The 24,412-nt window shown below is 63.2% G+C and carries 18 protein-coding genes and 1 tRNA gene; 11 read left to right on the top strand and 8 right to left on the bottom strand.

Annotated elements, in window-relative coordinates; all coding sequences use genetic code 11:
- The 3 genes from BHV64_RS05535 (at nt 1) to BHV64_RS05525 (ending at nt 7,994) form a co-directional block, all read left to right on the top strand.
- Nucleotides 1-4,686 carry a translocation/assembly module TamB domain-containing protein gene (locus BHV64_RS05535; RefSeq protein ID WP_288115631.1) on the top strand — a complete coding sequence of 1,562 codons (4,686 nt, stop codon included), beginning with the start codon at nt 1-3 and terminating at the stop codon, nt 4,684-4,686.
- Nucleotides 4,683-6,995 carry a translocation and assembly module lipoprotein TamL gene (gene tamL / locus BHV64_RS05530; protein ID WP_288115630.1) on the top strand — a complete coding sequence of 771 codons (2,313 nt, stop codon included), beginning with the start codon at nt 4,683-4,685 and terminating at the stop codon, nt 6,993-6,995. The genes BHV64_RS05535 and tamL overlap by 4 nt, the downstream gene beginning before the upstream one ends.
- A gap of 624 nt (nt 6,996-7,619) precedes the next feature.
- Entirely contained in the window at nt 7,620-7,994 is a 375-nt protein-coding gene (locus tag BHV64_RS05525) for a hypothetical protein (protein WP_015547087.1), read from the top strand.
- A gap of 60 nt (nt 7,995-8,054) precedes the next feature.
- On the opposite strand, the gene BHV64_RS05520 is transcribed toward BHV64_RS05525, so the two are convergent.
- From BHV64_RS05520 to BHV64_RS05490, 7 genes are all read right to left on the bottom strand, one after another.
- Nucleotides 8,055-8,142, bottom strand: a tRNA-Ser gene (locus BHV64_RS05520).
- An 87-nt stretch (nt 8,143-8,229) separates the two neighbouring features.
- The gene (locus BHV64_RS05515; protein ID WP_022061112.1) at nt 8,230-8,844 is read right to left on the bottom strand and encodes a flavodoxin family protein; all 615 of its coding nucleotides are present in this window, start codon (nt 8,842-8,844) and stop codon (nt 8,230-8,232) included.
- 147 nt (nt 8,845-8,991) lie between these two features.
- The gene (locus tag BHV64_RS05510; RefSeq protein WP_015547085.1) at nt 8,992-9,231 is read right to left on the bottom strand and encodes a hypothetical protein; all 240 of its coding nucleotides are present in this window, start codon (nt 9,229-9,231) and stop codon (nt 8,992-8,994) included.
- Nucleotides 9,232-9,332: 101 nt separating this feature from the next.
- Nucleotides 9,333-9,812, bottom strand: a complete 480-nt coding sequence (locus tag BHV64_RS05505) for a hypothetical protein (protein ID WP_015547084.1) — start codon at nt 9,810-9,812, stop codon at nt 9,333-9,335.
- Nucleotides 9,812-10,327, bottom strand: coding sequence for a hypothetical protein (locus tag BHV64_RS05500; protein WP_015547083.1), 516 nt, complete (start codon nt 10,325-10,327; stop codon nt 9,812-9,814). The genes BHV64_RS05505 and BHV64_RS05500 overlap by 1 nt, the downstream gene beginning before the upstream one ends.
- Nucleotides 10,324-11,040 carry a bifunctional demethylmenaquinone methyltransferase/2-methoxy-6-polyprenyl-1,4-benzoquinol methylase UbiE gene (ubiE, locus tag BHV64_RS05495; RefSeq protein ID WP_015547082.1) on the bottom strand — a complete coding sequence of 239 codons (717 nt, stop codon included), beginning with the start codon at nt 11,038-11,040 and terminating at the stop codon, nt 10,324-10,326. The genes BHV64_RS05500 and ubiE overlap by 4 nt, the downstream gene beginning before the upstream one ends.
- A complete protein-coding gene (locus tag BHV64_RS05490) occupies nt 11,037-12,281 on the bottom strand; it encodes an ABC transporter permease (RefSeq protein WP_118406811.1) in 1,245 nt (414 codons plus the stop codon). The genes ubiE and BHV64_RS05490 overlap by 4 nt, the downstream gene beginning before the upstream one ends.
- Nucleotides 12,282-12,448: 167 nt before the next feature.
- Between BHV64_RS05490 and BHV64_RS05485 the strand changes: the two genes are divergently transcribed.
- From BHV64_RS05485 to BHV64_RS05465, 5 genes are all read left to right on the top strand, one after another.
- Nucleotides 12,449-13,210, top strand: coding sequence for an SDR family NAD(P)-dependent oxidoreductase (locus BHV64_RS05485; protein WP_015547081.1), 762 nt, complete (start codon nt 12,449-12,451; stop codon nt 13,208-13,210).
- 8 nt (nt 13,211-13,218) lie between these two features.
- The gene (locus BHV64_RS05480) at nt 13,219-13,968 is read left to right on the top strand and encodes a zinc metallopeptidase (protein ID WP_118406800.1); all 750 of its coding nucleotides are present in this window, start codon (nt 13,219-13,221) and stop codon (nt 13,966-13,968) included.
- A 7-nt stretch (nt 13,969-13,975) separates the two neighbouring features.
- A complete protein-coding gene (locus BHV64_RS05475) occupies nt 13,976-15,568 on the top strand; it encodes a hypothetical protein (protein ID WP_022061725.1) in 1,593 nt (530 codons plus the stop codon).
- A complete protein-coding gene (locus BHV64_RS05470; protein ID WP_147619436.1) occupies nt 15,565-17,070 on the top strand; it encodes an MBOAT family O-acyltransferase in 1,506 nt (501 codons plus the stop codon). Before BHV64_RS05475 ends, BHV64_RS05470 begins: the two co-directional genes overlap by 4 nt.
- A 180-nt stretch (nt 17,071-17,250) precedes the next feature.
- Nucleotides 17,251-17,919, top strand: a complete 669-nt coding sequence (locus tag BHV64_RS05465; protein WP_022061724.1) for a phosphatase PAP2 family protein — start codon at nt 17,251-17,253, stop codon at nt 17,917-17,919.
- Between the two features lie 14 nt (nt 17,920-17,933).
- Here BHV64_RS05465 and BHV64_RS05460 read toward each other — a convergent pair whose 3' ends face one another.
- Nucleotides 17,934-20,000, bottom strand: coding sequence for a DNA/RNA non-specific endonuclease (locus tag BHV64_RS05460; protein WP_288115629.1), 2,067 nt, complete (start codon nt 19,998-20,000; stop codon nt 17,934-17,936).
- 186 nt (nt 20,001-20,186) lie between these two features.
- Between BHV64_RS05460 and lysS the strand changes: the two genes are divergently transcribed.
- The 3 genes from lysS to BHV64_RS05445 all read left to right on the top strand — a co-directional run bounded on the left by lysS (nt 20,187) and on the right by BHV64_RS05445 (nt 24,196).
- Nucleotides 20,187-21,911: a lysine--tRNA ligase gene (gene lysS / locus BHV64_RS05455; protein ID WP_022061722.1), complete on the top strand. Its 1,725-nt coding sequence runs from the start codon at nt 20,187-20,189 to the stop codon at nt 21,909-21,911.
- A gap of 242 nt (nt 21,912-22,153) precedes the next feature.
- Nucleotides 22,154-22,912, top strand: coding sequence for a triose-phosphate isomerase (gene tpiA / locus BHV64_RS05450; RefSeq protein ID WP_022061845.1), 759 nt, complete (start codon nt 22,154-22,156; stop codon nt 22,910-22,912).
- A 93-nt stretch (nt 22,913-23,005) separates the two neighbouring features.
- Nucleotides 23,006-24,196, top strand: a complete 1,191-nt coding sequence (locus BHV64_RS05445) for a PHP domain-containing protein (protein WP_015547073.1) — start codon at nt 23,006-23,008, stop codon at nt 24,194-24,196.
- Nucleotides 24,197-24,412: the final 216 nt, after the last annotated feature.

The following is a 24,412-nucleotide window of genomic DNA, read 5'->3' as shown; positions in this document are numbered from 1 at the left end:
ATGCTGAAAAAAATTCTCAAACATACGCTCCGGACGCTGCTCGTCATTCTCCTCGTCCTGCTGCTGGTCCCGGCGCTGCTCTATGTTCCGGCCGTTCAGGACCTGGCCCGGCGACGGGCCGTCGCCTATGCCTCCCGGACGCTCGGCATGGAGGTCTCCGTCGAACGCATCCGCCTCGCCTTTCCGCTGCGGCTGACGGTGGACAACACCCTGCTGGCCGACAGGACGGACACGCTCCTTCGCTGCGGAAGGCTCTCGCTCGACGCCGCCCTGTGGCCGCTGATCCGCAAAGAGGTCGTCATCCGGAGCTTCGCGCTGGAACGCGTCGCCGCCCACTACAAGGACACCTTGGCGGGCATGGATCTGCGCCTGGCTGCGGGAGAGTTGTCCCTCGAAGCCGTCCGCGCCGATCTTTCGGCCAACACGGCCGGCATCTCCCGGCTCGTTCTCGCCGACGCGGACATCCGGCTGAACCTGACCGAAGCGGCTCCCGCCGAGAAAAAGGAGAGCGCCGCCGCCCTGCCGTGGACGGTGGGACTCGACAGAATCGCGGTCTCGAGCCTCGCCTTCGGGATGCGGACCTCCCCTGCGGTCTCCGAACTCTCCGTCCGCCTGGCCGACGGGAGCGTCGACACCTGCCGGGTGCTGCTGGACAGCCAGCAGGTCTCCGTGAAAAGCGTCCTGCTCGACCGGGGCGCCTACTCCTACCTCACCGAACCGACCGAAGCGGAAAGCGGGACTTCCGCCGGGACGACCGAAGCGTCGGCACCATGGACCGTCCGGGTCGGCCGCGTCGCGCTGACCGGCAACAGCGTCGAATACGGCCGGCTGGGCCACCGTCCCGCCGCGGGGTTCGACCCGGCGTTCATCGCCCTCGCGCCGCTCGACCTCACGATTGATTCGGTGTACAACCGGGGCGCCGACATCGCGCTGCAAATCCGCCGGACGGCGTTCACCGAACGCTGCGGGCTTTCGGTCCGCGACCTGACCGGACGTTTCGGCATGGACGCCTCGGGCATCGTCCTCTCCGGCCTCGACCTGCAAACCGCCTTCTCCCGAATCCGGGCGGAGCTCACCGCCGGGGCCGGAATCCTGAAACTGGAGCCGGCTTCGCCGCTCGACGCCGTCCTTTCGGCCGACCTGAACACGAAGGACCTGAAATACCTCTCCCCGGAGGCGGTCCCGCCCGTGCTGGACGACCGGACCGTCCGGCTGTCGTTCTCCGCGGCGGGAACTCTGGGCGACATCGGAAAGACGCAGCTGGAAATCTCGTCGCCCGGACACCTCGACCTCAAGGCCGACGCCGCGGCGAAAAACCTGCTCGACGCCAACCGGATGGAGGCGTCGGCCCGCTTCGAGGGCGACTTCCGGGACCTTGCGTTCCTCAAGGCGCTGCTCCCCGACACGGCCCTGCGGCGGCGCGTGGCGATTCCGGCCCTGATCCGGCTCCGCGGCTCCGCCGGGGCGAACAGGGGGACGTTCTCGACGGCTTCGACACTCTCGGCCGACGGCGGCGAACTTTCCGTGAAGGGGCGGTTCAACCCCCGCGAACAGAGTTACGACGCCGCGATCCGGGCCGACAGCTTCCCGCTCAACAGTTTCCTCCCGGCCGATTCGCTGGGGATCGTCGACCTGACCCTGCAAGCCCGCGGCACGGGCTTCGACCCGCTGCTGCCCCGGACCCGGACGAGCCTCCGGGCGCAGATCGACCGCGCGGAGTTCGGCGGACGCGACTTCGGGGGCATCGAACTCGACGCAGAACTCGACAGCCAGCGTCTTTCAGGACGGATCTCCGACCGCGACGAGGCGCTCCGGCTGCTGCTGTCCGTCTCCGGAACGCTGACCGAACGCGAACAGCGCATCGGCCTCTCGGGCAGCGTCTTCGGGTTCGACCTGGCCGCGCTGGGCGTCAGCCCGGAGCCGATCGGCGGATCGTTCGCCCTCGATGCCTCCGCATCCGCCGCCGGAAAGGGGGCCTACGCCGCCCGCATCGCGCTGGACAGCATCGAAATCCGGAACAAACACCGGACGGACCGCATCCGCCCGACGAGCGTCTCGCTGCACACCGACTCGGCCGCAACCCGGGCCGAAGCGGCTTCCGGCGACCTGTCGCTGACGTTCTCCACGCCCCAATCCGCTGACTCGCTGATCGCGGCGCTGACCCGGAGCGCCCGGGCGCTGGCCGGACAGATCGACGCGCAGAGCATCGACATGGAGCAATTGAAACCCGCGCTCCCCGACTTCGCCCTGCGGGTCTCGGCGGGTCCCGACAACATCCTCAACAGCCTGCTGAAATCCCGGAAGATCGCCTTCGACGCGCTGAACGCCGAAGGGGCGAACTGCGACTCGCTGCCCGTTTCGATCCGCCTGCGCACGGAGGGACTGGCCTACGGGAACGTGGTCCTCGACACCGTGACGGCCGACATCCGCCAGAACGGGAAACGGCTGGAATACGCCCTCGGGCTGGCGAACGCCCCCGGGAACCTCGACAACATCGCCCGGGCCGGACTGTACGGCCACCTCGTGCGGAACACCGGGCAGGCGAACCTCTACCAGCGCAACCGCGCCGGCCGCGAAGGATTCCGCTTCGGGCTGGACGTGACGTGGACCGACAGCCTGGTCCGCGCGAGCGTGACGCCTCCCGACCCGCTGTTCGGTTTCGAGCCGTGGACGGTCAATCGCGGCAACTACCTCGCATACCGCTTCGACAAGCGCGTGGAGGCCGACCTCGACATGACCCACGGCGACCAGCGGTTCGCGATCCGCACGACCCCGGGCGGCGGTGACGACGACGACATCCGCCTCGACATCGCCGGACTGAACGTCGGTCCGGCGATGGGGCTGTTCCCCTCGGCCCCGCCCGTCGACGGCGTGCTGGGCGCGAACCTGACGCTGAACCTCGCGGCGGACAGCCTCTCCCTCCGGGGCGGGGTCTCGGTGGCGGAGCTGACCTACGACAAACAGCGTTTCGGCAGCGTCGACCTCGGGCTGTTCTACAAACAGGACCGGGGACACCTCGCCGACGCGCGCCTGACGCTCGACGGAGCCGAAGTGCTGACCGTGCAGGGGGACTGCCGCGAGGGGCGCGAAAGCCCGCTCGACCTGACGGTGACCGTCCCGGGCTTCCCCTTGCAGCGGGCCAACGTCTTCCTGCCCGCCGACCTGCTCCGCCTTTCGGGCAGCCTTCAGGCCAGGGTCCACGCGGGCGGCACTCCCGAGCGGCCGAAACTCGACGGAGGCGTGCGGTTCGCCGGGACCGACGTCCGCGTCCCGATGATCGGCACGTCGTTCGGCCTCTCCGCGGACACGATCCGCATCGCCGGCAGCCGCATCCTGTTCGACGACTACGCGGTTTACGCCCCGAACAAAAGCGCGCTGACCGTCGGCGGCGAGGTCAGCCTCGCCGACTTCGGGCGCATGACGGCCGACCTCGCGCTGCGGGCCTCGGATTTCCAGTTCGTCGACGTGGCCCGCAAGGCCGGCACGGCGGTCTACGGCAAGGCCTATCTCGACCTCGGCGCCACGGCCAAAGGTCCCGTGGACGAACTCGTCGTCCGCGGCAACGTCGCCCTGCTGGGCGGCACGGACATCAACTACGTCATGCAGGACTCGCCGATGGACGTGAAGGAACGCCCGCAGAATGTCGTGACGTTCGTCTCGTTCAGCGAGCTGGACACCCAAACCCCGGACGACACGCCGCAGGAGGTACGCATCGGGGGCATGGACGTGCTTATAAACGTCGACATCAACAACGACGTGCAGGCCGCCGTGGACCTCTCGGCCGACGGCAGCAACCGGATCGACCTCCAGGGCGGCGGCAACCTCACCTACACGATGAACCCGCTGGGCGACGTCCGCCTGTCGGGCAAATACGTGCTTTCGGGCGGAAGCGTGCGCTACAACCCGCCCGTCATCTCGCAGAAAATCTTCAAAATCACGCCGGACAGCTACGTCGAATGGATCGGCGACATCGCCGACCCGGCCTTCAACATCACGGCCGTCGAGACCGTGCGGGCCAACGTCTCCTCCGACGGGCAGGACTCCCGGCCGGTGAATTTCGACATCTCGATCAACATCCGCAACTCGCTCAACGACCTGGCGATCAGTTTCGGCCTGGCGGCCCCCGAGGACCTCGCCATGCAGAACCAGCTGAACTCGCTGACGGCCGAGCAGCGCGCCAACCAGGCGATGAACCTGCTGATCTACAACACCTACACCGGCCCGGGAACGACCGCGAAAGTCAGCTCCGAGAATCCGCTCAACACGTTCATCCAGAAGGAGCTGAACCAATGGGCGCAGAACAACCTCAAGGGCGTGGACCTCTCCTTCGGCATCGACTCCCACGGCGAAGACGACCCCAACGGCCAGCGCACCGACTACTCCTACCGGCTCTCGAAAAACCTCTTCAACAACCGCGTGCGGGCGGTCATCGGCGGCAAGTTCAGCACCGACGCCGACCCGTCGCAGAACCTCAAGGAGAACCTGATCGACGACATTTCGCTGGAATACATGCTCACCAAACGCGACAACATGTACCTGAAAGTCTTCCGCCACACGGGCTACGAGAGCATCCTCGAAGGCGAGATCACCGAAACGGGCGTGGGTTTCGTCATCCGCAAGAAACTGTCGCGGCTGGGCGACCTGTTCAAGCCGATGCGTCCCAAAACCAAAAAACCGAGAAAATGAGTCCGCAGCGCATCCGAAACATCGTTCTGCCCCTCTGCGCCGTGCTGCTGGCGGCCTCCTGCTCCACCACCCGGCGGCTGGGGAGCGACGAGGTGCTGTATACGGGCGTGAAAAAGATCCTCATCGAGCCGGATTCGGGCGTCGTGCTCACTCCGGCGGCCGAGTCGGCGGTGAAGGAACCGCTGTCGGTCGCACCGAACAATCCGCTTTACAGCCCCTACCTCCGCACCCCGCTGCCCGTCGGGCTGTGGGCCTACAACCACCTCTATACGCCGAAGGAGAAAGGATTCAAATACTGGTTCTACAAGCGGCTGGCCAAACAGCCGGTGCTGATCTCCAAGGTACAGCCGCAGCTGCGCACGAAGGTCGCCGAGCAGGTCCTCGAAAATTACGGGTACTTCGGCTCCCGCGCCGCCGACTCCCTGCTCTACCGCAAGCGCGGCCGCAAGGCGAAAGTCCGGTACACGCTCGGCATCGCACCCGCATGGCACTATTCGTCCATCGCCTATCCGCAGGCCGTCGGGGGTCTGAAACAGCTGATCGACAGCCTACAAGCCACCTCCCTGCTGCGCGTCGGGGCGCAGTACAACCTCGACTCGCTCACGCTCGAACGCAAACGCATCTCCCAGCTGCTCCGCAACCGGGGCTACTACTATTTCCGTCCCGAATACATGGAGTACCTGGCCGACACGACCGCCGGCCGACGGCAGGTCGCCCTGCGCCTGAACCTCCGGCCGAACGTTCCGCAGGCGGCCCTCATGCCCTACCGCGTGGGCGACGTCACGGTCCGCCTGACCAACATCAAACCCGGCCCTGCGGATACGCTGCGCCTGCCGGACGCGACCGTCATCGCCCGGCGGCCGCTGAAAATCCGCCCCCGGGTCCTGTCCCGCGCCCGGACGCTCCGGCCCGGGCAGCTCTTCACCGTCGACGCCCAGAACCGGACGCAGACCGACCTCAACAAACTGGGGATCTTCCGCTCCGTCAACCTGAGCGTCACGCCGCTCGACTCGCTGCGCGGCTCCGACACGCTCGACGTGGAGATCGACGCCCGGTTCGACTACCCGCTGGAGGCGGCCCTGGAGACCGACGTCACCTCGAAATCGAACAGCTTCATCGGCCCGGGCGTCACCTTCCGGGTCAGCAACAACAACCTCTTCCGCGGCGGCGAGGTCCTCTCCGTGAAGCTGAACGGCTCCTACGAATGGCAGACGGGCAACAAGAACTCCGGGGGACGCTCCTCGCGGCTCAACTCCTACGAACTGGGGCTGAACGCCAACCTCGACATCCCGAGGCTGCTGCTGCCCCGGAGCATGACGCGCCGGCAGAAATACCCGGGGAGCACGTCGTTCCAGCTGGGCGTCGACCTGATGAACCGTCCCAGCTTCTTCCGGCTGATCGCCTTCAGCGGTTCGGCGGGCTACAACTTCCAGACCTCCCCGTACAGCCGCCATTCGCTGACGGTCTTCAAGCTCACCTACAACAAACTGCTCCACACGACCGACTCCTTCGACCGGACGATGGACGAAAATCCGGCCATCGCCATGAGTTTCCGCAACCAGTTCGTGCCCTCGATCAACTACACCTACACCTTCGAGCGGACCTACGGCGCCACGGGCAACCGGCGCTTCTACTGGCAGAACAGCGTCACGTCGGCCGGCAACCTGCTTTCGGGCATCCTGCGGGCCTTCGGCGAACGGCAGCCCCAGACCCTCTTCGGCAACCGTTTTTCGCAGTTCGTCAAGGAGGTCAGCGAAGTGAAGTTCTACCACCGCATCGGCCGCCGCAACAACTGGCTGGCGACGCGTCTCCTCGTCGGCGCGGGCTACGCCTACGGCAATTCGGAGGTGATGCCTTACAGCGAACAGTTCTACATCGGCGGTGCCAACAGCATCCGCGCCTTCACCATCCGGTCGCTCGGCCCGGGCAGCTACCGCCCGCCCGCGGACGACCGCAACGGCTACCTCGACCAGACGGGCGACTTCAAACTGGAAGCCAACATCGAATACCGCTTCGGCATCATGGGGCGGCTCAACGGAGCCGTCTTCCTCGACGCCGGAAACATCTGGCTGCTGAAGAAAGACCCCAAACGTCCCGGAGCCGAACTCAAATGGAAAGGCTTCCTGAACGACATCGCGCTGGGAACAGGCTTCGGACTGCGCTACGACATCAGTTACCTGGTCATCCGCGCCGACCTCGGCATCGGCCTGCACACCCCCTATCCGAACCCGGACAAGAAGGGCTACTACAACATTTCCAGTTTCAAGGACGGTCTCGGATTCCACCTGGCCATCGGGTATCCGTTCTAAACGTCCGCTCCGGCAAGGCAGGACGCCCGCCGCCATACCCGCGCCAAAGGCCTCCGGACGCGCCGCCCTTCGGCGTCCGCATCCGTCCCTTCGATCCTTTCCGGTCCGCAGAAATCGCGGCCGTCACTTCCCGTTCGCAGAAATCCCTTTCGCCATTCCCGGCGGCATGCCGCATCGCTGCCGCACCTGCGCCATGCCCCTTCGTCCCCGGACAGCGGCTGTTCCGGACGAACCGGTCCCGTCCGGACATCTGCGCATACCATTCCGACCATCCGGTCCGGAACGCGGCGGAGCGCCCGGGTTATCCGGCCATTCCGCAAGCATCAAATGCACGGAGAAGAGACAGCTTGCAGCTGCCATATAATACCGAATTTACGAGAATACAATTTTCAATACGAAAACAAACCCAAGGGTTAAGGTTGTAGTTGCCCGCACAAATTCCGATCTGCATTTTTGTTCAGATTACCCCTTTGAAAGAACAAAAACAGCCAATATGACTACGACTCCTCCCGAAACTCCGAATGCCTCTGTAAACACACGTTCATCATCCCATCCGTCATCGCTGTTTCAGTAAGTCCGGGTAGATTCTGTTGGCTTCCCATCAACCATCAAAATCCGCTTAATATGTACGTTTCCGAACACCTGAAATGGCGCATTCTGATTGCGCAAGCCCTCAAATCGTTCCACTTCGAGCGCGAAAATGCCAACCGTAACCTCAAACTGGTCTTCGAGACCTTCGGCAAGTATCTGTTAGGCACGACCTACGACACGTTCCTGAACTACCTCAACAAGGAGAAGTACGACATCTCGAAACTCAAACTGCCGCCGTACATCCTGATCGCGCTGAAACTGCTCGACGCCATCCGGCTCGCGTGCGACCGCCTGCATGCCCGCAGGCCGAACGCCTCGTGGACGCTGACCGCAATCGTCGAGGAAGTGCTCGCCGTCGTGCGCGAGAAAGAGACGGAGCACCCCGGCCGGAAAACCCGCGTCGACTGACCCTGAACCGCAAAAGAAACCGGGCTGCAAGATCGCTTGCAACCCGGTTTTCGCATGCTGCGGAAAGAAGGGGATTCGAACCCCTGAAACCCTTTAGGGGTTTACTCGCTTTCCAGGCGGGCCAGTTCAACCACTCCTGCATCTTTCCGAAAGGTGCCCCAAAAGTACACAATATTTCCCGATTCTGCAAATAGCGGCGCTCTTTTTCCGTTCATCCGCCCTGCGGACGGGCCTTTCAGCGGATAAAACTCGTCACGACCCGCTCTTCCGGTTCGGGACGGCCTTCCGAAGCCAGCAGTCCGGCCCGGAGCATCCGCGCCATGTTGCGGGCCAGCACGCGCATCGTCTGCAACCCTTCGGCGTCCTGCGCCGCCTCGCCCGGCAGCCTCCCGTGGACGCTGTTCCAGTATTGCGACGACACGACGGGCATGTTTGAAATCGTGAAATACTTGTTCAGCCGGTCGAACGTCGCGCTCGCCCCGCCCCGGCGGCATACGGCCACCGCCGCGGCAGGCTTGTAGGCCAGGCGGTCGGAACAGGAGTAGAACAGCCGGTCCAGCAGGGCGCACAGCGACCCGTTCGGCCCGGCATAGTAGACCGGCGAACCGACCACCAGGGCGTCGGCCCCGGCGAGTTTCTCGCGGACCTCGTTGTAAAGCGCGTCGTTGAAGACGCAGCGTCCCAGTTCGGCGCACTTTCCGCAGGCGATGCATCCCTGCACGGCCTTGGTTCCGATCGAGACGATCTCCGCCCCGACGCCCTCGGCTTCGAGCGCGCGGGCCGCTTCGGAGAGCGCGATGAAGGTGTTCCCCTCGCGGCGGGGACTTCCGTTGATAAGCAGTACTTTCATAATTGCGGGTATTTCATGCAAAAACAATCATTTTTTCCACTCCCCGTACACATTCCGCGCCGAATCTAAAACCGCATGGCAATTCCGTGCGGCAACAAAAAAGGGGGATTCCGAAGAATCTCCCTCACTCTCAAGCCTAACCGGCGACTACTTGTTTGCCTCGGCCTTCTCGCAGCACGATTTCTCGCAGCAGGCCTTGGTCGAATCGGCCTTCTCGGCGCAGCATGCAGCCGTCGAATCGCACTTCTCGGCGCAGTTTGCGCAAGCCGAAGCTTCGGTAGCGGCAGCGGCGGCAGCGCCCTCGGCAGCCTTCTTGTTCGAATTTCCACAGCAGCCTACCATTGCGACGGCAGCCAGGACGATGACAAAAGAGACAATCTTTTTCATGGCGTTAAACATTTAATTGTTAATTGTTCCGTAACGCCGCAAAGTTAAATATTCGCCCGGGAAAAGCAAAGAAAAAAGAATTATTTTTCGAAACCGGACTTTTATTGGTCCAAAAGGTTGGAAATCGGGGATTTCTCCCTCTTCAGCTGCTTGAGAAAAGCCTTCGGGAAGGTCGCCGACACACGCCCCTTGAGCATGATGGCCTCCTCCTTGGTCAGGCAGTTGCCCGCCGAAACGATGAAATAGGGAATCTCGTAATCCACGTAAACCTTCACGTCGGGATAAGTCTCCTCGAACAGCGCCTTGGCGGCAAAAGCCCCGTCGCGCGCCGCAGGCCCGTTGTCCGAAAAGACGCAGACCCGGTGAAAACCCTCGAAATAGAGCCGCTGCCCGGCGCGCGCGGCGTCGGCCACGGCGCGTGCGGCGTCGTCATGCTCGGTGACGGTGACCTGCGCCCGGTTGAAAAGCGTCGCCCCGGGCGTGGGTTCCGCCAGACGCTGCTTGAAGGCGTCGAGCGACTGCGCGTGCGCGGAAACGGCCGCGCACAGGAGAATCGGCATGAGGAAAAGCAATCTGCGCATTATTTCAACTGTTTTTTAACGTCCTCGATCGTAAGGCCAAAGGTATTCAAAAAATCCGACAACGGCATCCGTTCGCGCGAAATTTTCACGGGAGCCGGGCCTCCGCGCCCTTCCACGGCATACGACACCTCGACCTGCGACAGATCGCCCGACTTCACCTTCCGGGCCAGCACGTAGAGCGCCAGCGGGTCAGAGATTTTCAGTTGCCACAAGGTCCGGAAGCTGTCCGTCGTACGGCGGGGCACTTCGACCGCCTCGCGCAGGACGACCGTCCCCACACGGCCGCCGGCATAGTAAACGCCCATTTCCGCGGCATCGAGCACCAGCTTGTAACCCGTATCGTTCATCACCCGCACGACCACCTCGGCGCCCGTCAGTCCCTGACGCTCGACCCTTTCAATGCCCTCGAAGCGGATGTTGCGCCGGGCCTTCTCCACGGCGCGGCGGCACGAAGAGAGCGACACCGCGACCGCCAGCAGCAATACGTACACCGAATAACGTTGTATCATCTTCATCTTTCTCCTATATATATTTGTGCGATACCGAAACTCTGGCTCCGCGCCCGGCAGTTGCGAAATCCCGCCCGGGCCATCATCGCCATGAACTCCTCCGGCGCGGGAAACTCCCCGACCGAGGCCGGAAGATACTCGTAGGCCCGCTTGTCGCGCGACACCAGCCCGCCGATGCGGGGCAGGATTTTGTAGGAATAAAATTCGTACAACGCCCGGAACACCCGGTTGCGGGGACGCGAAAACTCCAGGATAACGACTTTGCCCCCGGGTTTTATTGTGCGGGCCAGTTCGCGCAGCCCGGCCCCGAGGTCTCCGAAGTTGCGCACCCCGAACGCCACGGTCGCCACATCGACCGACGCGTCGGCCACGGCGAGACGCTCGGCATCGCCCCGGTCGAGGACGATGCGCCCGTCCAACCCCCGGGCCTCGATCTTGCGGCGTGCCACGGCGAGCATCTGCTCCGAAAGGTCCACCCCGAGCACCTGCACGTCGCGGATGCGGCGGGCCATGGCGATCGCCAGGTCGCCCGTTCCGGTCGCCACGTCCAGGATGCGGCCGGGCTTTGCGCGGCGCACCTCGCCGACCACGCGGCGGCGCCACACGCGGTCGATGCTCATCGAAAGCGTATGGTTCAGCAGGTCGTACTTTGGCGCGATGTTGTCGAACATCTCGCGCACCTCCTCCTTTTTGGTCTGATCTGTATTGTATGGTTTCATTCGTATCTAATCGTTTCTTCGGGCTTCACGGTGGAGACCACGGCCGTCGGGATCACCAGCAGGGCGACGATCGCGGCGACGAACCCCGCGTTGAGCGCCAGCCACCAGCCCCAACCCAGCGACACGGGCACCTCCGAGAGCAGGTATCCCTCGGAGCTGAGCTTCACCAGATGCGTCCATTTCTGCACGAGGCACAACCCCAGTCCGGCGGCATTGCCCCACGCCAGCCCCCGCAGGGTCACCAGCGCCGCCCGCCAGAGGAAGATGCGCCGCAGACAGCCGTTGCGCATCCCGAAGGCTTTCAGCAGACCGATCATCCGCGTCCGCTCCAGCACGAGGATCAGCAGCGCCGAGGTCATGTTGAAGAAGGCCACCACGAGCATGATGACGATCACCACCGCGGCATTCACATCGTGGGCCTTCAGCCAATCGAAAATATTGGCGTACCGCTCCCGGACGCTCGTCACGGCGAGGTTTTCGGAATCTTCGGCATCATCGTACAACAGCGTCCGGCCCAGCGTCCGGGCGAACGTGTCGGCGCCGGCCAGCGAGCGCGTCAGGATCTCGTAGCCCGAAATCTCGTCCGGTCCCCACTCCGAGAGCCGCTGCACGTTGCGGATGTCCGTCACGACCACCACGCCGTCCATCTCCTCCATCCCCGACTCGTAGACGCCCGCCACCTTGAAACGGTCGCGGCGCGGCATTTCGCCCGGCTCGACGAACAGCATCTCGACCTTGTCGCCCACGCCCAGCAGCAGTTTGTCGGCCAGCGTGCGCGACAGCAGGATGTCCTTCGTGCGGACCTCGCCGCCCACACGGGGCAGCTCCCCCGCGACGAGCCATTCGCGGAAATACGACCAGTCGTAATCCGCCTCGACACCCTTGAGCATCACCTCGCCCACGGCGTCGGCCGTGCGGACGATGCCCCCCTTGACGGCATAGGGAGCCATCGCCACGAACCCGTCGGTCCGGCGGATCAGCTCCTCGACATGCGCGCTGCGGCGCACGGGCTGCGCATCGAGCGCGTTCACGCCCCTTATGTCGGTCACCGCGACGTGAGCCGCAAACCCCGTCATCTTGCGCGCCACCTCGCGTTTGAAGCCCATGATGACGGCCATCGCGAGGATCATCACCGCCATCCCCAGCGCCACCGACACCACGGCGATACGCTCCATCACCCCGGGCTTGTTCCCGGGCGCGGGCTGCGCCATGCGGCGTGCGATGAAAAAGGAGAGATTCACGGTGCGCTGTCTTGTCGAAAATTTGTACAAAGTAACATATAAATTTCGTATTTCCGGTATCGTAACGACACTTTTTATCAGCCGGAAGGTTTTACAAACGCGCCCGCAATTCTGTTTTGCAGCCATCCTACTTTTTTGTATCTTTGCGGAAAACAAACGTTTTTCGTATGCAAAAACAGGCATTGATTACGGGAGCCACTTCGGGCATCGGACGCGCCACGGCGCTCCGGCTGGCAAAGGAGGGATACGCCGTCATCGCCACGGGCCGCCGGGCCGACCGGCTCGCGACGCTGCGCGCGGAGATCGAAGCGGCGGGCGGCCGCTGCACGACGCTCGCCTTCGACGTGCGCTCCGAGGAGGAGGTGCGCCGCAACCTCTCTCCGCTCGAAAACATCGACCTGCTGGTCAACAACGCGGGTCTCGCCGCCGGACTGGAGCACATCGACCTGGGCGACACGCGCGACTGGGACGCCATGATCGACACCAACGTCAAGGGGCTTCTCTACGTCACGCGCGTCATCGCGCCCAAGATGGTCGCCGCGGGCCGCGGGCACATCTTCAACATCGGCTCGATCGCCGGGACCGAGGCCTACGAGAACGGCGCGGTCTACTGCGCCTCGAAACACGCCGTGCACGCCATTTCGCAGTCGATGCGCGCCGACCTACTTTCGGCCGGGATCAAGGTGACGGAGATCCGCCCGGGAATGGTCGAGACCGAATTTTCCGAAGTGCGTTTCCACGGCGACAAGAAGCGCGCTGACGCGGTTTACGACGGCGTCGAACCGCTCACCGGCGCCGACATTGCGGAAGCAATCGCATGGGCGGCACAATTACCCGCCCATATGAACGTTAATGATATGGTGCTGATGCCCTCGCAGCAGGCGGGAGCGTATTACACGCACCGGAAAACAAAACAGACAACGCTATGACATTTCCTATGATTGCCCTGCTCCAGGCAGGTTACTATGCAGAGCCGCACGCCGCGCGCTACGACGCCGCGACGATGGGCATGTTCGTCCTGATCATCGCCATCGGCGTCATCGGGTTCATCGTGCAGGCGCGCCTGCAATCGGTGTTCAAGAAGTATTCGAAGGTGCAGTTCCCCGGCGGGCTGACCGGCGCCGAGGTCGCCGAGAAGATGCTGCGCGACAACAACATCCACAACGTGAAGGTGACGCACGTGGGCGGACACCTCACCGACCATTTCAACCCGCAGACGATGACCGTCAACCTGAGCGACTCGGTCTACTCGTCGTCGAGCGTCGCCGCCGCGGCCGTGGCGGCCCACGAGTGCGGCCACGCCGTGCAGCACGCCCGCGGTTACGCCCCGCTGACGCTGCGTTCGCAGCTGGTTCCCGTCGTGCAGTTCGCCTCGACGGCCGCCACGTGGGTCATCATCCTGGGTCTCGTCATCCTCGCCTCGACGCAGAACGAACTGCTGTGCTGGATCGGCGTGGGCATGATCGCCATGTCGGCCCTCTTCTCGCTCGTCACGCTGCCCGTCGAGTACAACGCCTCGGCCCGCGCCGTGGAGTGGCTCCAGACCAGCCGCACGATGCAGGGAGCACAGCTCGCGCAGGCCAAAGAGGCCCTCTCGTGGGCGGCCCGCACTTACCTCGTAGCGGCGTTGAGCGCCATCGCGTCGGTGCTTTACTACGTCTTCCTGATCCTCGGACGGCGCGACTGACCCACCGATGAACACCCCCGGAAAAGATTACACCCACCACAGCTGGCTGGCGGCCGCAGCGCTCATCGCAGTGCTCGTGGCCGTAAGTTTCATCCCTCCGCAAAGCGTCGGGGGCGTGAAACTCCGCCGCGCCAACATCCTCTCGGACCTCCTTTCGTTCGACGACGCCGAAGCGGCCGAACCCGCCGCCGAGCCGGCGCTCTTCGACGAAGAGGAGTTCCATATCGACATGGCCGCCGTCGCCGAACGCATCGAGGCCGACACCACCCCGCGCGAGGTGCAGATCACCTACGAATGGCTCCTCGCGCAGGACACGGCCCGCCGCGAACGCGCCGTGCCCGACTCGGCGCGCTTCGTCGCGACGCTGACCCCGATCGAGGATTTCAGCGACAGCGGACGCATCCAGGCCTTCTGCGACACGCTGCTCAACGCTCCGCGCCCGGTGCGCATCGCCTTCCTGGGCGACTCGTTCGTCGAGGGCGACATCCTCACGGCCGACCTGCGCGAACGGCTCCAGTCGGCCTACTCGGGCGGCGGCGCGGGATTCGCCCCGATGGCCTCGCCGCTGACGGCGTTCCGGCGCACGGTCAAAACCCAGTCGAAGGGCTGGACGACCTACAACATCATGCAGCGCAAAGCCGCGCCCGCGCGCCTGCGCGAGAATTTCTACGTCTCGGGCTGGGTGAGCCAGCCTGCGGCCGGGGCTTCGACCCGCTGGGAGAGCACCGACTACCGCAAACGCCTCGATTCGTGCACCACGGCGCGCGTCTTCTTCCTCTCGCCCCGCGACAGCCGCGTCGAGGTGACGCTCAACGACGCCCAGCGCCGCGAATTCGACATCGCGGGCGATGACGCCGTGCGGCAGATCGCCGTCTCGGCCCCCCGTGTCCGCTCGCTCGCCTTCAAGGTGCTCTCCGGCGCGGAGGACTTCGTCGGCTACGGAGCGGTTTTCGAAGGCCGGGGCGTCGTGGTCGACAACTACTCCGTGCGCAGCAACAACGGGCAGGCGATGTTCTGGACCAACCCGTCGGTCAACGCCCAGATCAACGCCATGCTGGGCTACGATCTGGTGGTGCTCCAGTACGGGCTGAACATCATGCAGCCGGGCGTGAAGAACTACACCAACTACGCCGGACAGATCGAGAAGATGATCGCCTATGTCCGCCAGTGCTTCCCGGGGGCGGCGGTGCTCGTGCTGGGCGTCAGCGACCGTTCGGTGAAGACCGACGCCGGATTCGAACCGATGGACGCCATCCCCCACATGCTCGACTGCCAGCGCCGTGCGGCTCGGAACACGGGCGCGGCCTTCTGGCCCACGTGCGACGCCATGCGCGCCCTGGGCGGCATGGAACAGTTCGTCAAGAACGGCTGGGCGGGCAAGGACTACACCCACATCAACTACGCCGGAGGGCGCCGCGTGGCATGGGCGCTGTTCGACGCCATCAACGCCGGAGTCTCGGAAGTCTACACCGAGCAGCGGATCGCCAGCCTGCGCCGCACGGCGGCGCAGGCCGTCCTCGACTCGGCGCGCAGGGCCGCCGTCGACCGCAGCATCCTCCCGGCCCCATCCTCCGCACCCCTTAACCCGCGCGCGCAATGACCTTTCCCGCAACGGACGGCATCACCGACAGGCTCCAGGCGCTGTTTGCCTACGACGCCTCCTCGCCGCTGATTTTCAGCAGCGGGCTGTTCCTGTTCCTCTTCGCGGGATTCCTGCTCGTTTACAGCGCCTTCCGCCGCGCACCGATGGCCCGCATCGTCTACGTCATCGCCTTCTCGCTCTATTTCTACTACAAGTCGAGCGGCATCTATTTCCTGCTGCTCGTCTTCGCCGCGGCGAGCGACTTCCTGATCGCCCGGGGCATCTACCGGGCGCGCTTCCGGTGGACGAAACGCTGGCTGGTGGTATTGAGCGTCGCGGTGAACCTCGGCATGCTGGGGTATTTCAAGTACACGAACTTCCTCATCGACATCTCCAACCAGCTGTTCGGACAAGGCTTCCTGCAATTCCAGAACATCTTCCTCCCGGTCGGCATCTCGTTCTTCGTTTTCCAGTCGATGAGCTACACCATAGACATTTACCGCGGCCAGCTGAAGCCTTTGTCCAACTGGCTCGACTATCTCTTTTACCTGTCGTTCTTTCCGCAGCTGGTGGCCGGCCCGATCGTCCGCGCCCGGGATTTCATCCCGCAGATCCGGCAGAACCCGGTCGTGGTCACGCGCGAGATGTTCGGCACGGGCGTCTTCCTGATCCTCACGGGCCTGTTCAAAAAGGCGATCATTTCGGACTACATCTCGCTCAACTTCGTCGACCGCATCTTCGACGAACCGCTGCTCTACTCGGGATTCGAGTGCCTGATGGGCATCTACGGCTATGCGCTGCAAATCTACTGCGACTTCTCGGGCTATTCGGACATGGCCATCGGCATCGCCCTGCTGCTGGGCTTCCGCTTCCCGAAGAACTTCGACGCACCCTACAAGTCGGCGACGATCACCGAGTTCTGGCGGCGGTGGCACATCTCGCTCTCGACGTGGCTGCGCGACTACCTCTACATTTCGCTGGGCGGCAACCGCAAGGGCCGCATCCGGACCTACGGCAACCTGCTCCTGACGATGCTGCTGGGCGGACTGTGGCACGGCGCGGCGGTGCGTTTCATCCTCTGGGGCGGACTGCACGGCGCGGCTCTGGCGCTGCACAAGCTCTGGATGGCCCTCGTTCCGGGCGCCAAGGCCACCGGGGCGCAGATGCACTGGTGGAGCCGCGCGGCGGGCATGCTCCTGACGTTCAACATCGTCTGCCTGGGGTGGCTGATGTTCCGCGCCGAGTCGATGCAGACCGTCTCGCTGATGCTGCACCAGATTTTCGAAAACTTCAACGCCGCGATGATCCCGCAGGTCGTGACGGGCTACGCCGCCGTCTTCGCGCTGATCGCCGCGGGTTACATCCTGCACCTGCTGCCGTCGGCCGTCGACGCCGTCGCGCAGCGGATCGTGGTCCATGCGCCGCTGGTTCTGCAGGTCCTGATGGCCGCGGCGATGATCTGGTGCGTCATGCAGATCAAATCCAGCGACATACAGCCGTTTATCTATTTCCAGTTCTGATACGTATATGGACCCGCTCATGCATCCCGGAATGTCGTTTTCGCCGCTTGCAGCGGCGTTTACAAATTGGACCCACCCCCAAACCTCCGCCTTGCCGGGGGCTTGTCGCGACGCAACCGGAATGCGGACAATCCGGCAACCGGATTATCTGCCCGAACTTTCACCTTCGACTTTTAGCCTATGAATTGCGACCATAACCTCTTTTTAGCCCTGAACTTCGACGGCGGCCCCTTCATGGACCGCCTGATGCTGACCGTCTCGGGCACGACGATGTGGCTGCCGCTCTACGCGCTGATCCTCTGGCTCGTGTGGCGCCGCGACGGATGGCGCAACGTCATCCTCTTCACGGCGCTGATGATCGCCGCGCTGGTCCTCTCGGACATGATTTCGGGAATCTTCAAGCACAACGGCGTGCTGGGCGGGCTGCTGCCCGACTTCGAACCGCGCTGGCGGCCGATGTTCACCCCCGCGCTCGAAGGGCTGGAGATCGCTCCCGACTCGCTGCGCAAGCTGCGCTGGCTGACGCCCGACTCGCTCGCCGCCGCGGGCGTCACGCACGACTGGGTCGTACACGTCCCCGTCGAGGCCGTGAGCGGCCGCTTCGGGACCGTCTCGGCCCATGCGGCGGTCATTGTCACGCTGGCCGTGCTGTCGGCCTCGGTCATCCGCCGGCGGTGGTTCACGGGACTGATGGTTCTCTCCACCCTCCTGATCTGCTACTCACGCATCTATCTGGGCAAACACTACCCGATGGACCTCGTGTGGGGTACGGCGGTCGGCATCGCGCTGGGACTGGCGGCCTTCTGGACCTACCGGAGACTGTCCCGCCCAAAAAAGGAGCTGCAATAGCAGCTCCTTTTCCGTCAATACCACGCCGACAGCGTGCCGGCCCGACTCTTGGCCGCGTCGGGAATCCCCGGAAAGAATTTCATCCGCATCTTCGACTCGATCTCCGATATGGGAACGATAAACTGCCCCAACTGCGACTTCTCCGTGGCGGCGCTCGTCGTCAGGGTTTCGACCCAGAAGGCGATGGTCTCCAGTTCGTCGGCCGTACACTCCTGAATGGGTTTGCCCACCTGGACCGTCTTTTTGCGCACGGCCATCTTGAACTGGTGCGTCGGCATGACGCAATCCTTCGAAAGCGAACTCAACGCACCGTTGTTCGAGGCGTCTTTCTGAACCCAGCCGTCGTTTTCGTAATAGCATCCGGCCACGATGTAAAGCGTGTCGGCGGGAATCGCGCCGCCCGAAATCGCCTCCTCGATATTCCCCCAGATCTTCCCGAAGGGACTCGGCTCGGCGGCCTGCGGCGCAATGTTGGTCGGCCGAAAGGTCTGCATATTGATTTCCAACCCCTTACCGGGCCGCTCGCGCGACATGCAGAGGTGCCCGCGCGACCAATAGCCGCTGCCGTAACGGCCGGTCACCAGATCGGCGACCCAATACTGGTAAACGTCGCCTGCCGACGAAGGGTAGATCTTCGCCTGCTGCGTTTCCGGAAGCGCCGGGTCCGCCGCCCACGGCTCGTCGGAGCGCCCCGAACCTTCGAGGTAGCAGCGATGATGCGGATAGGCCACCCAAACCGGATTGTGGCGGCGCTTATCGTAACAATAGGTGTAATTGCGCACCCGCTTGCCGCCCGAAACAGTCGTGGACCAGGTCGTATGCACGAACTGGTCGGAGGAAGGCGTTTCGAAATTGGAGGGAAGCTCGGCCCAGCGAAGGCCCGCACCCGTCCCGAGGTCGACCTGCTGACCGCCGCCGCCCGTCGTGAGCCGGATGTCGTCGAAATTCAGTCCGTAGGCGCGCTCCGTACCCGTCGGCGCAAGGCGAATCCACAGTTTCGGAACAGGCTGCGCGAGCGTGAAGCCCACCGTCGTCCCGGTCCACGTGTTGTAGGCCGACGCGCCCGTATAGACGAGCGGTTTCCAGACCGCACCGTCGGCGCTCACCGTCAGCGAAACGTCATCCGCCGGGAAGATCGCACCGAAAGCGAGGGTGAAATTCGTCTGCCCCACAGGCAGCGAGATGTCCTGGATCACGAAATAGTCCGTCGACGCGTTGTAGAACATTTTGGCGTAGGCTTTTCCCGAAGCCCCGGAGTATTTGCCCGCCGAACCGTAATTGTCATTGTTGATACGGACATTGTTCACGGCATAGGTCACCGTCGAGGCTCCCGTGCCGGTCTGGGTTTTCCACTCCTGATTCGCACCCGCCCAGACGCCGCCCGCTCCGTTGCCGAAATCGAGGCTGAAAACCGTCTCGGCGGGGGTCTCCGGATTGCGCACGATCACGCAGGTTGCAGTCTTGGCGCCGGAGCCTTCTCCGGCCGTAACGGTCAGCGTGGTGCGCTGCCCCGCGGGCGCGTCGGCAATGGTGATCGTGGCGCTGCCCGTACCCGAGGCGGGCGAGAACTTCAGCGCGGAATTGGGACATGCCGCTTTCCACGAAGCGTTCGTCGTCACGGTGACGACGTTCGATGCGGGCGAGGCCGGATCGTAGAGCAGTTCGGCGGGAGCGACCGAGAGCGTCACCCCGACGGCATCGGCGGCGCGGGTCACGGTGACCGGCTTGCCCGAGGTCTTGCCCGAGGCGGCGCGCACGCCCACCTGAACGGAAGCGCCCTTGGGCATGTCCCGCACGTAGAACACTCCGTTACCGGAACCCGAGGCCGGCTCCACCCGGACGGCAGCCGACTCGGGCGTCCAGAAAACCTGCCACCCGGTGTTGGCGATCACACGGACCGCATTGTTCGCCGGAGTCGTTTCGTCGAAGGTGAACGATGCGGATTCAATGGCGGCATAGCCCTCGTCCGAAGAGTCGTCGCCGCCGCACGAGGCGAGCAGCAGCAGGCACAGGGCGAACGCCCCTGAAACCGGGAAGGGGAAACCCAGCGTGCCGCGAAAGAGAATGGAGAGTTGTTTCATAATTCAGGTTTTAGTCAGACACACAAACAAATATAGCGATAAAAACCAAATAAACAACAACCGCCCGCGCCCGGTTTTCCCGGGCCGCCGCGCCGCGGTTGCAGCCGATTGCGGAAAGAGTTGCTACTTTGCCCTTTTTTCACTAATTTTGCACGGATATAAAACGATACATCAAAAACACACGATATGGCAATCGAACTCAGCGAACAGGAACAGCTTCGCAGGCAGTCGCTCACGGCGTTGCGCAATCTGGGCATCGAACCCTACCCCGCCGCCCGTTACGAAGTGACGGCCACGGCGCGCGAAATCGCCGATAACTACGACGACGCGAAGAAGAATTTCCAGGACGTCCGCATCGCCGGCCGCATCATGTCGCGCCGCATCATGGGCAGCGCCTCGTTCTTCGAGCTGCAGGACCACACGGGCCGCATTCAGGTCTACATCCGCCGCGACGACATCTGCCCCGAAGGCGATCCGACGCTCTACAACACGGTTTTCAAGAAACTGCTCGACATCGGCGACTTCATCGGCGTGGAGGGATTCGCCTTCCATACCAACACCGGCGAACTGTCGGTGCACTGCCGTAAGTTCACCGTGCTGTCGAAGTCGATCCGCCCGCTGCCCGTCGTCAAGGAGAAGGACGGCAAGACGTTCGATGCCTTCACCGACCCGGAGGTGCGCTACCGCCAGCGGTATTTGGACCTGATCGTCAACCCGCAGGTGAAGGAGACCTTCGTCCGCCGCGCCAGGATCATGGCCACGATGCGCGAGTTCTTCAACGAACGGGGCTACATCGAGGTCGAGACCCCGATCCTCCAGCCCATCCCCGGCGGCGCATCGGCGCGTCCGTTCATCACCCACCACAACTCGCTCGACATCGACCTCTACCTGCGCATCGCCACGGAACTTTACCTCAAGAAACTGATCGTCGGCGGATTCGACGGCGTCTACGAGTTCGGCAAGAACTTCCGCAACGAGGGCATGGACCGCACGCACAACCCCGAGTTCACGTGCATGGAGATTTACGTGGCCTACAAGGACTACCTCTGGATGATGGAGTTCACCGAGCAGATGCTCGAACGGGTGGCCATGGCCGTGAACGGCACGACGGAGCTGACGATCGACGGCAAGCCGATCTCGTTCAAGGCCCCGTTCCGCCGTCTGACGATGACCGACGCCATCCGCGAAAAGACCGGCTACGACATCACGGGCCGCTCGGAGGAGGAGCTGCGCGAAGCGTGCAAGCAGTTGAACGTCGAGGTCGACGAGACCTTCGGCAAGGGCAAGCTGATCGACGCCATCTTCGGGCAGTACTGCGAGGAGGAGCTGATCCAGCCCACCTTCATCACGGACTACCCGCGCGAGATGTCGCCGCTGTGCAAGCGTCACCGCTCGAACCCCGACCTGACGGAGCGTTTCGAACTGTTCGTCAACGGCAAGGAGCTGTGCAACGCCTATTCGGAGCTGAACGACCCGATCGACCAGCTGGAGCGTTTCCAGGAGCAGCTGCGTCTCTCGGAGAAGGGCGACGACGAGGCCATGTTCATCGACATGGACTTCGTGCGCGCGCTGGAATACGGCATGCCGACCTGCTCGGGAATGGGCATCGGCATCGACCGGCTGACGATGTTTATGACCGACCAGTCCTCGATCCAGGACGTGCTGTTCTTCCCGCAGATGCGCCCCGAGAAGAAGGTCGTGAACGATCCCGCGGAGGCCTACACCGCCATCGGCGTTCCCGAAGAGTGGGTTCCGGTGATTCAGAAGATGGGGTACCTCACCGTCGAGTCGCTCCGCAAACTCGCCCCCGGCAAGTTCTTCAACGACCTGTGCGGATTCAACAAGAAGAACAAGCTCGGACTGAAAGCCCCCTCGATCGACGAGGTGAAAGGCTGGTGCGACGCAAATTAAAAATGAAAAATTAAGAATTAAAAATTACGGAACGCCCCGGTCAGAAATTTTTCGATTCGCCCGAAGCGGATCGGCAGGCCGCGACTTCGGCCCAAAACCCGGAAACATCGCGATAAAGTCCCCTCCGAGGAGGGGATTTAGGGGAGGGTAGAATTGCAAACGCGGCGGAACGCCGCGCATGCGAAACCGGGATTCTTGCTAAACAAAGGATAGACTTATTAACATAAAAAAGAATTACAACTATGAGAAAGAAAATTGTTGCCGGCAACTGGAAGATGAACACGCTTCCCGCCGAAGGTGTCGAACTGGCCAAAGGCGTCGTGGCAGGCCGCGGAGAGGTTTGCTCGTGCGTGAACTTCATCGTCTGCCCGCCGTTCACCCATCTGGCGATGGTTGCCGAGGCCCTGAAGGGTTCGGACGTCGCACTCGGCGCGCAGGACTGCGCCACCGAAGCCAAAGGCGCCTACACGGGTGAGATCGCTGCCTCGATGATCGCGGCGCTGGGATGCAAATACGTGATCCTCGGCCACTCGGAGCGCCGCCAGTACTACGGCGAGACCTCCGCGACGCTCAACAAGAAGATGGCGCAGGCCTATGCAAACGGGCTGATCCCCATCTACTGCGTCGGCGAGAACCTCGACGAGCGCGAGGCCGGCAAACACTTCGACGTGGTGAAGGCCCAGATCGAAGAGGTGGTTTACAACCTCACCGAGGAGCAGTACAAGAACCTCGTGATCGCTTACGAGCCGGTTTGGGCCATCGGTACGGGCAAGACCGCTTCGGCCGAGCAGGCACAGGAGATCCACGCCTACATCCGCCAGGTGCTCGCCGCCAAGTTCGGCGCAGCGGCACAGGAGACGGCGATCCTCTACGGCGGTTCGTGCAAGCCCTCGAACGCCGCCGAAATCTTCGCCAAGGAGGACGTGGACGGCGGCCTGATCGGCGGCGCAGCCCTCAAGGCAGAGGACTTCCTCGCCATCGGCAAGGGGTTCTCGAAGTAATACCGCGACAGCGTACAATTACGGACAGAGGCCCCTTGCAGGGGCCTCTGTCTCTTTATCCGACCCGGATTTCCCAACCATAACTACGACACCATGAAAAAACTGCTGTTTCTCGCCGCCGCACTCTCGGCGGCATGCGCCGCAAGCGCGCAAGGCTACTACACCGACGCCTACAATCCCGACATCACGCGCCACACCGGGCGCATCGCCGCACAGCGCGCGGAATTCATACTGCCCGAGGTGAACGGCTACAACGTCTACAAAGCCGACCTGCACACCCACTCGGTCTACTCCGACGGCGACTGCACGCCCGAATTCCGCGTCCGCGAAGCGTGGTACGACGGCCTGGACGTGCTGGCGATCACCGAACACGTGGAATACCGCCGCCACGAAGGCAAGATGCTGAACTTCCTCAAAGGCTACGTTCCCGAAGGTACGGAGGCCATAAACAACAACATCATCCGGAGGAGCGCCGACGAACGGGGCATCCAGTCGGATCTGAACCTCCCGGTGAAACTGGCCCGGGAGACCGCCCGAAAATACGGTCTGACGATCATTCCCGGCGCCGAGATCACCCGCGAACCGATCGCCTACGGCCACTACAACGCCCTTTTCACCACGGACAACAACTCCCTCTACGCCACCGACGCCCTGCAATCGCTCCGCAACGCCAAGGCGCAGGGGGCGCTGGTGATGCACAACCATCCGGGCTGGCGGCGCAAGAGCCTCGAACACCCCGAGTTCGAAGTCAAAGCCTACGGCGAAGGGCTGATCGACGGCATCGAAATTATGAACGGCGCAGAGTTCTACCCCAAAGCCATCGCACGCGCCCACGCCCGCAAACTGTTCGTGTCGGCGAATACCGACATCCACGATGCGACGGCCGAGACCTACCGGCTTCAGGGCCACAGCCGCAACATGACGCTGATCTTCGCCCGGAACAACTCGCTCGAAGCGCTGCGCGAGGCGCTCGAAGCGCGCCGCACGCTGGCCTATTCGTTCGGCACGATAGCGGGCGACGAACAGCTGCTGAAGGACCTCTTCACGGCATCGGTCCGGACAAAGGTGCTCCACACCGACCCGAGCAACGGCCGCCGCACGGTAAGCCTCACGAACGGCAGTTCGGTGGAGTACGTCCTCCGCTTCCCGGGGCAGAATCCCGTCGTGCTCAAGCCGTTCTCGACGCTGATGACCACCGTAGGACGTGACAAGCCGCTCGACGTCACCGTCGAAAACATGTGGTACTCCGAGAAGGATCATCCCCGGATCGAGATCAATCTGTAATCCCGCACCCGTTAAAAAATCCCCGGACCGTCGACGGCCGGGGATTTCCATGCCCTCCGCAAAGATGTTCAAAAACGGGCCGAATGCGGCCGGAACAAACTTTTTTCGTATATTTACAGGCGTATAGGTCATTTCGGGTGCTAAAATCGTTGTAATACTGGTGTCTGTCAGTATGATATGACCATTCAAAACTTTTGAACACATATTTGATGCGAG

The sequence above is a fragment of the Alistipes sp. 56_sp_Nov_56_25 genome (genome assembly GCF_001915285.1).
In the GTDB taxonomy this organism is placed as follows: Bacteria; Bacteroidota; Bacteroidia; order Bacteroidales; family Rikenellaceae; genus Alistipes; species Alistipes shahii.
The sequence above is the reverse complement of the archived record's forward strand: the minus strand, read 5'-3'. Positions and strand labels throughout refer to the sequence as shown.

Excerpts from the sequence above, each read along its gene's own strand:
- BHV64_RS05535 (WP_288115631.1), top strand. The coding sequence starts at position 1 with ATGCTGAAAAAAATTCTCAAACATACGCTCCGGACGCTGCTCGTCATT.
- tamL (WP_288115630.1), top strand. The coding sequence starts at position 4,683 with ATGAGTCCGCAGCGCATCCGAAACATCGTTCTGCCCCTCTGCGCCGTG.
- BHV64_RS05525 (WP_015547087.1), top strand. The coding sequence starts at position 7,620 with ATGTACGTTTCCGAACACCTGAAATGGCGCATTCTGATTGCGCAAGCC.
- BHV64_RS05515 (WP_022061112.1), bottom strand. The coding sequence starts at position 8,844 with ATGAAAGTACTGCTTATCAACGGAAGTCCCCGCCGCGAGGGGAACACC.
- BHV64_RS05510 (WP_015547085.1), bottom strand. The coding sequence starts at position 9,231 with ATGAAAAAGATTGTCTCTTTTGTCATCGTCCTGGCTGCCGTCGCAATG.
- BHV64_RS05505 (WP_015547084.1), bottom strand. The coding sequence starts at position 9,812 with ATGCGCAGATTGCTTTTCCTCATGCCGATTCTCCTGTGCGCGGCCGTT.
- BHV64_RS05500 (WP_015547083.1), bottom strand. The coding sequence starts at position 10,327 with ATGAAGATGATACAACGTTATTCGGTGTACGTATTGCTGCTGGCGGTC.
- ubiE (WP_015547082.1), bottom strand. The coding sequence starts at position 11,040 with ATGAAACCATACAATACAGATCAGACCAAAAAGGAGGAGGTGCGCGAG.
- BHV64_RS05485 (WP_015547081.1), top strand. The coding sequence starts at position 12,449 with ATGCAAAAACAGGCATTGATTACGGGAGCCACTTCGGGCATCGGACGC.
- BHV64_RS05480 (WP_118406800.1), top strand. The coding sequence starts at position 13,219 with ATGATTGCCCTGCTCCAGGCAGGTTACTATGCAGAGCCGCACGCCGCG.
- BHV64_RS05475 (WP_022061725.1), top strand. The coding sequence starts at position 13,976 with ATGAACACCCCCGGAAAAGATTACACCCACCACAGCTGGCTGGCGGCC.
- BHV64_RS05470 (WP_147619436.1), top strand. The coding sequence starts at position 15,565 with ATGACCTTTCCCGCAACGGACGGCATCACCGACAGGCTCCAGGCGCTG.
- BHV64_RS05465 (WP_022061724.1), top strand. The coding sequence starts at position 17,251 with ATGAATTGCGACCATAACCTCTTTTTAGCCCTGAACTTCGACGGCGGC.
- BHV64_RS05460 (WP_288115629.1), bottom strand. The coding sequence starts at position 20,000 with ATGAAACAACTCTCCATTCTCTTTCGCGGCACGCTGGGTTTCCCCTTC.
- lysS (WP_022061722.1), top strand. The coding sequence starts at position 20,187 with ATGGCAATCGAACTCAGCGAACAGGAACAGCTTCGCAGGCAGTCGCTC.
- tpiA (WP_022061845.1), top strand. The coding sequence starts at position 22,154 with ATGAGAAAGAAAATTGTTGCCGGCAACTGGAAGATGAACACGCTTCCC.
- BHV64_RS05445 (WP_015547073.1), top strand. The coding sequence starts at position 23,006 with ATGAAAAAACTGCTGTTTCTCGCCGCCGCACTCTCGGCGGCATGCGCC.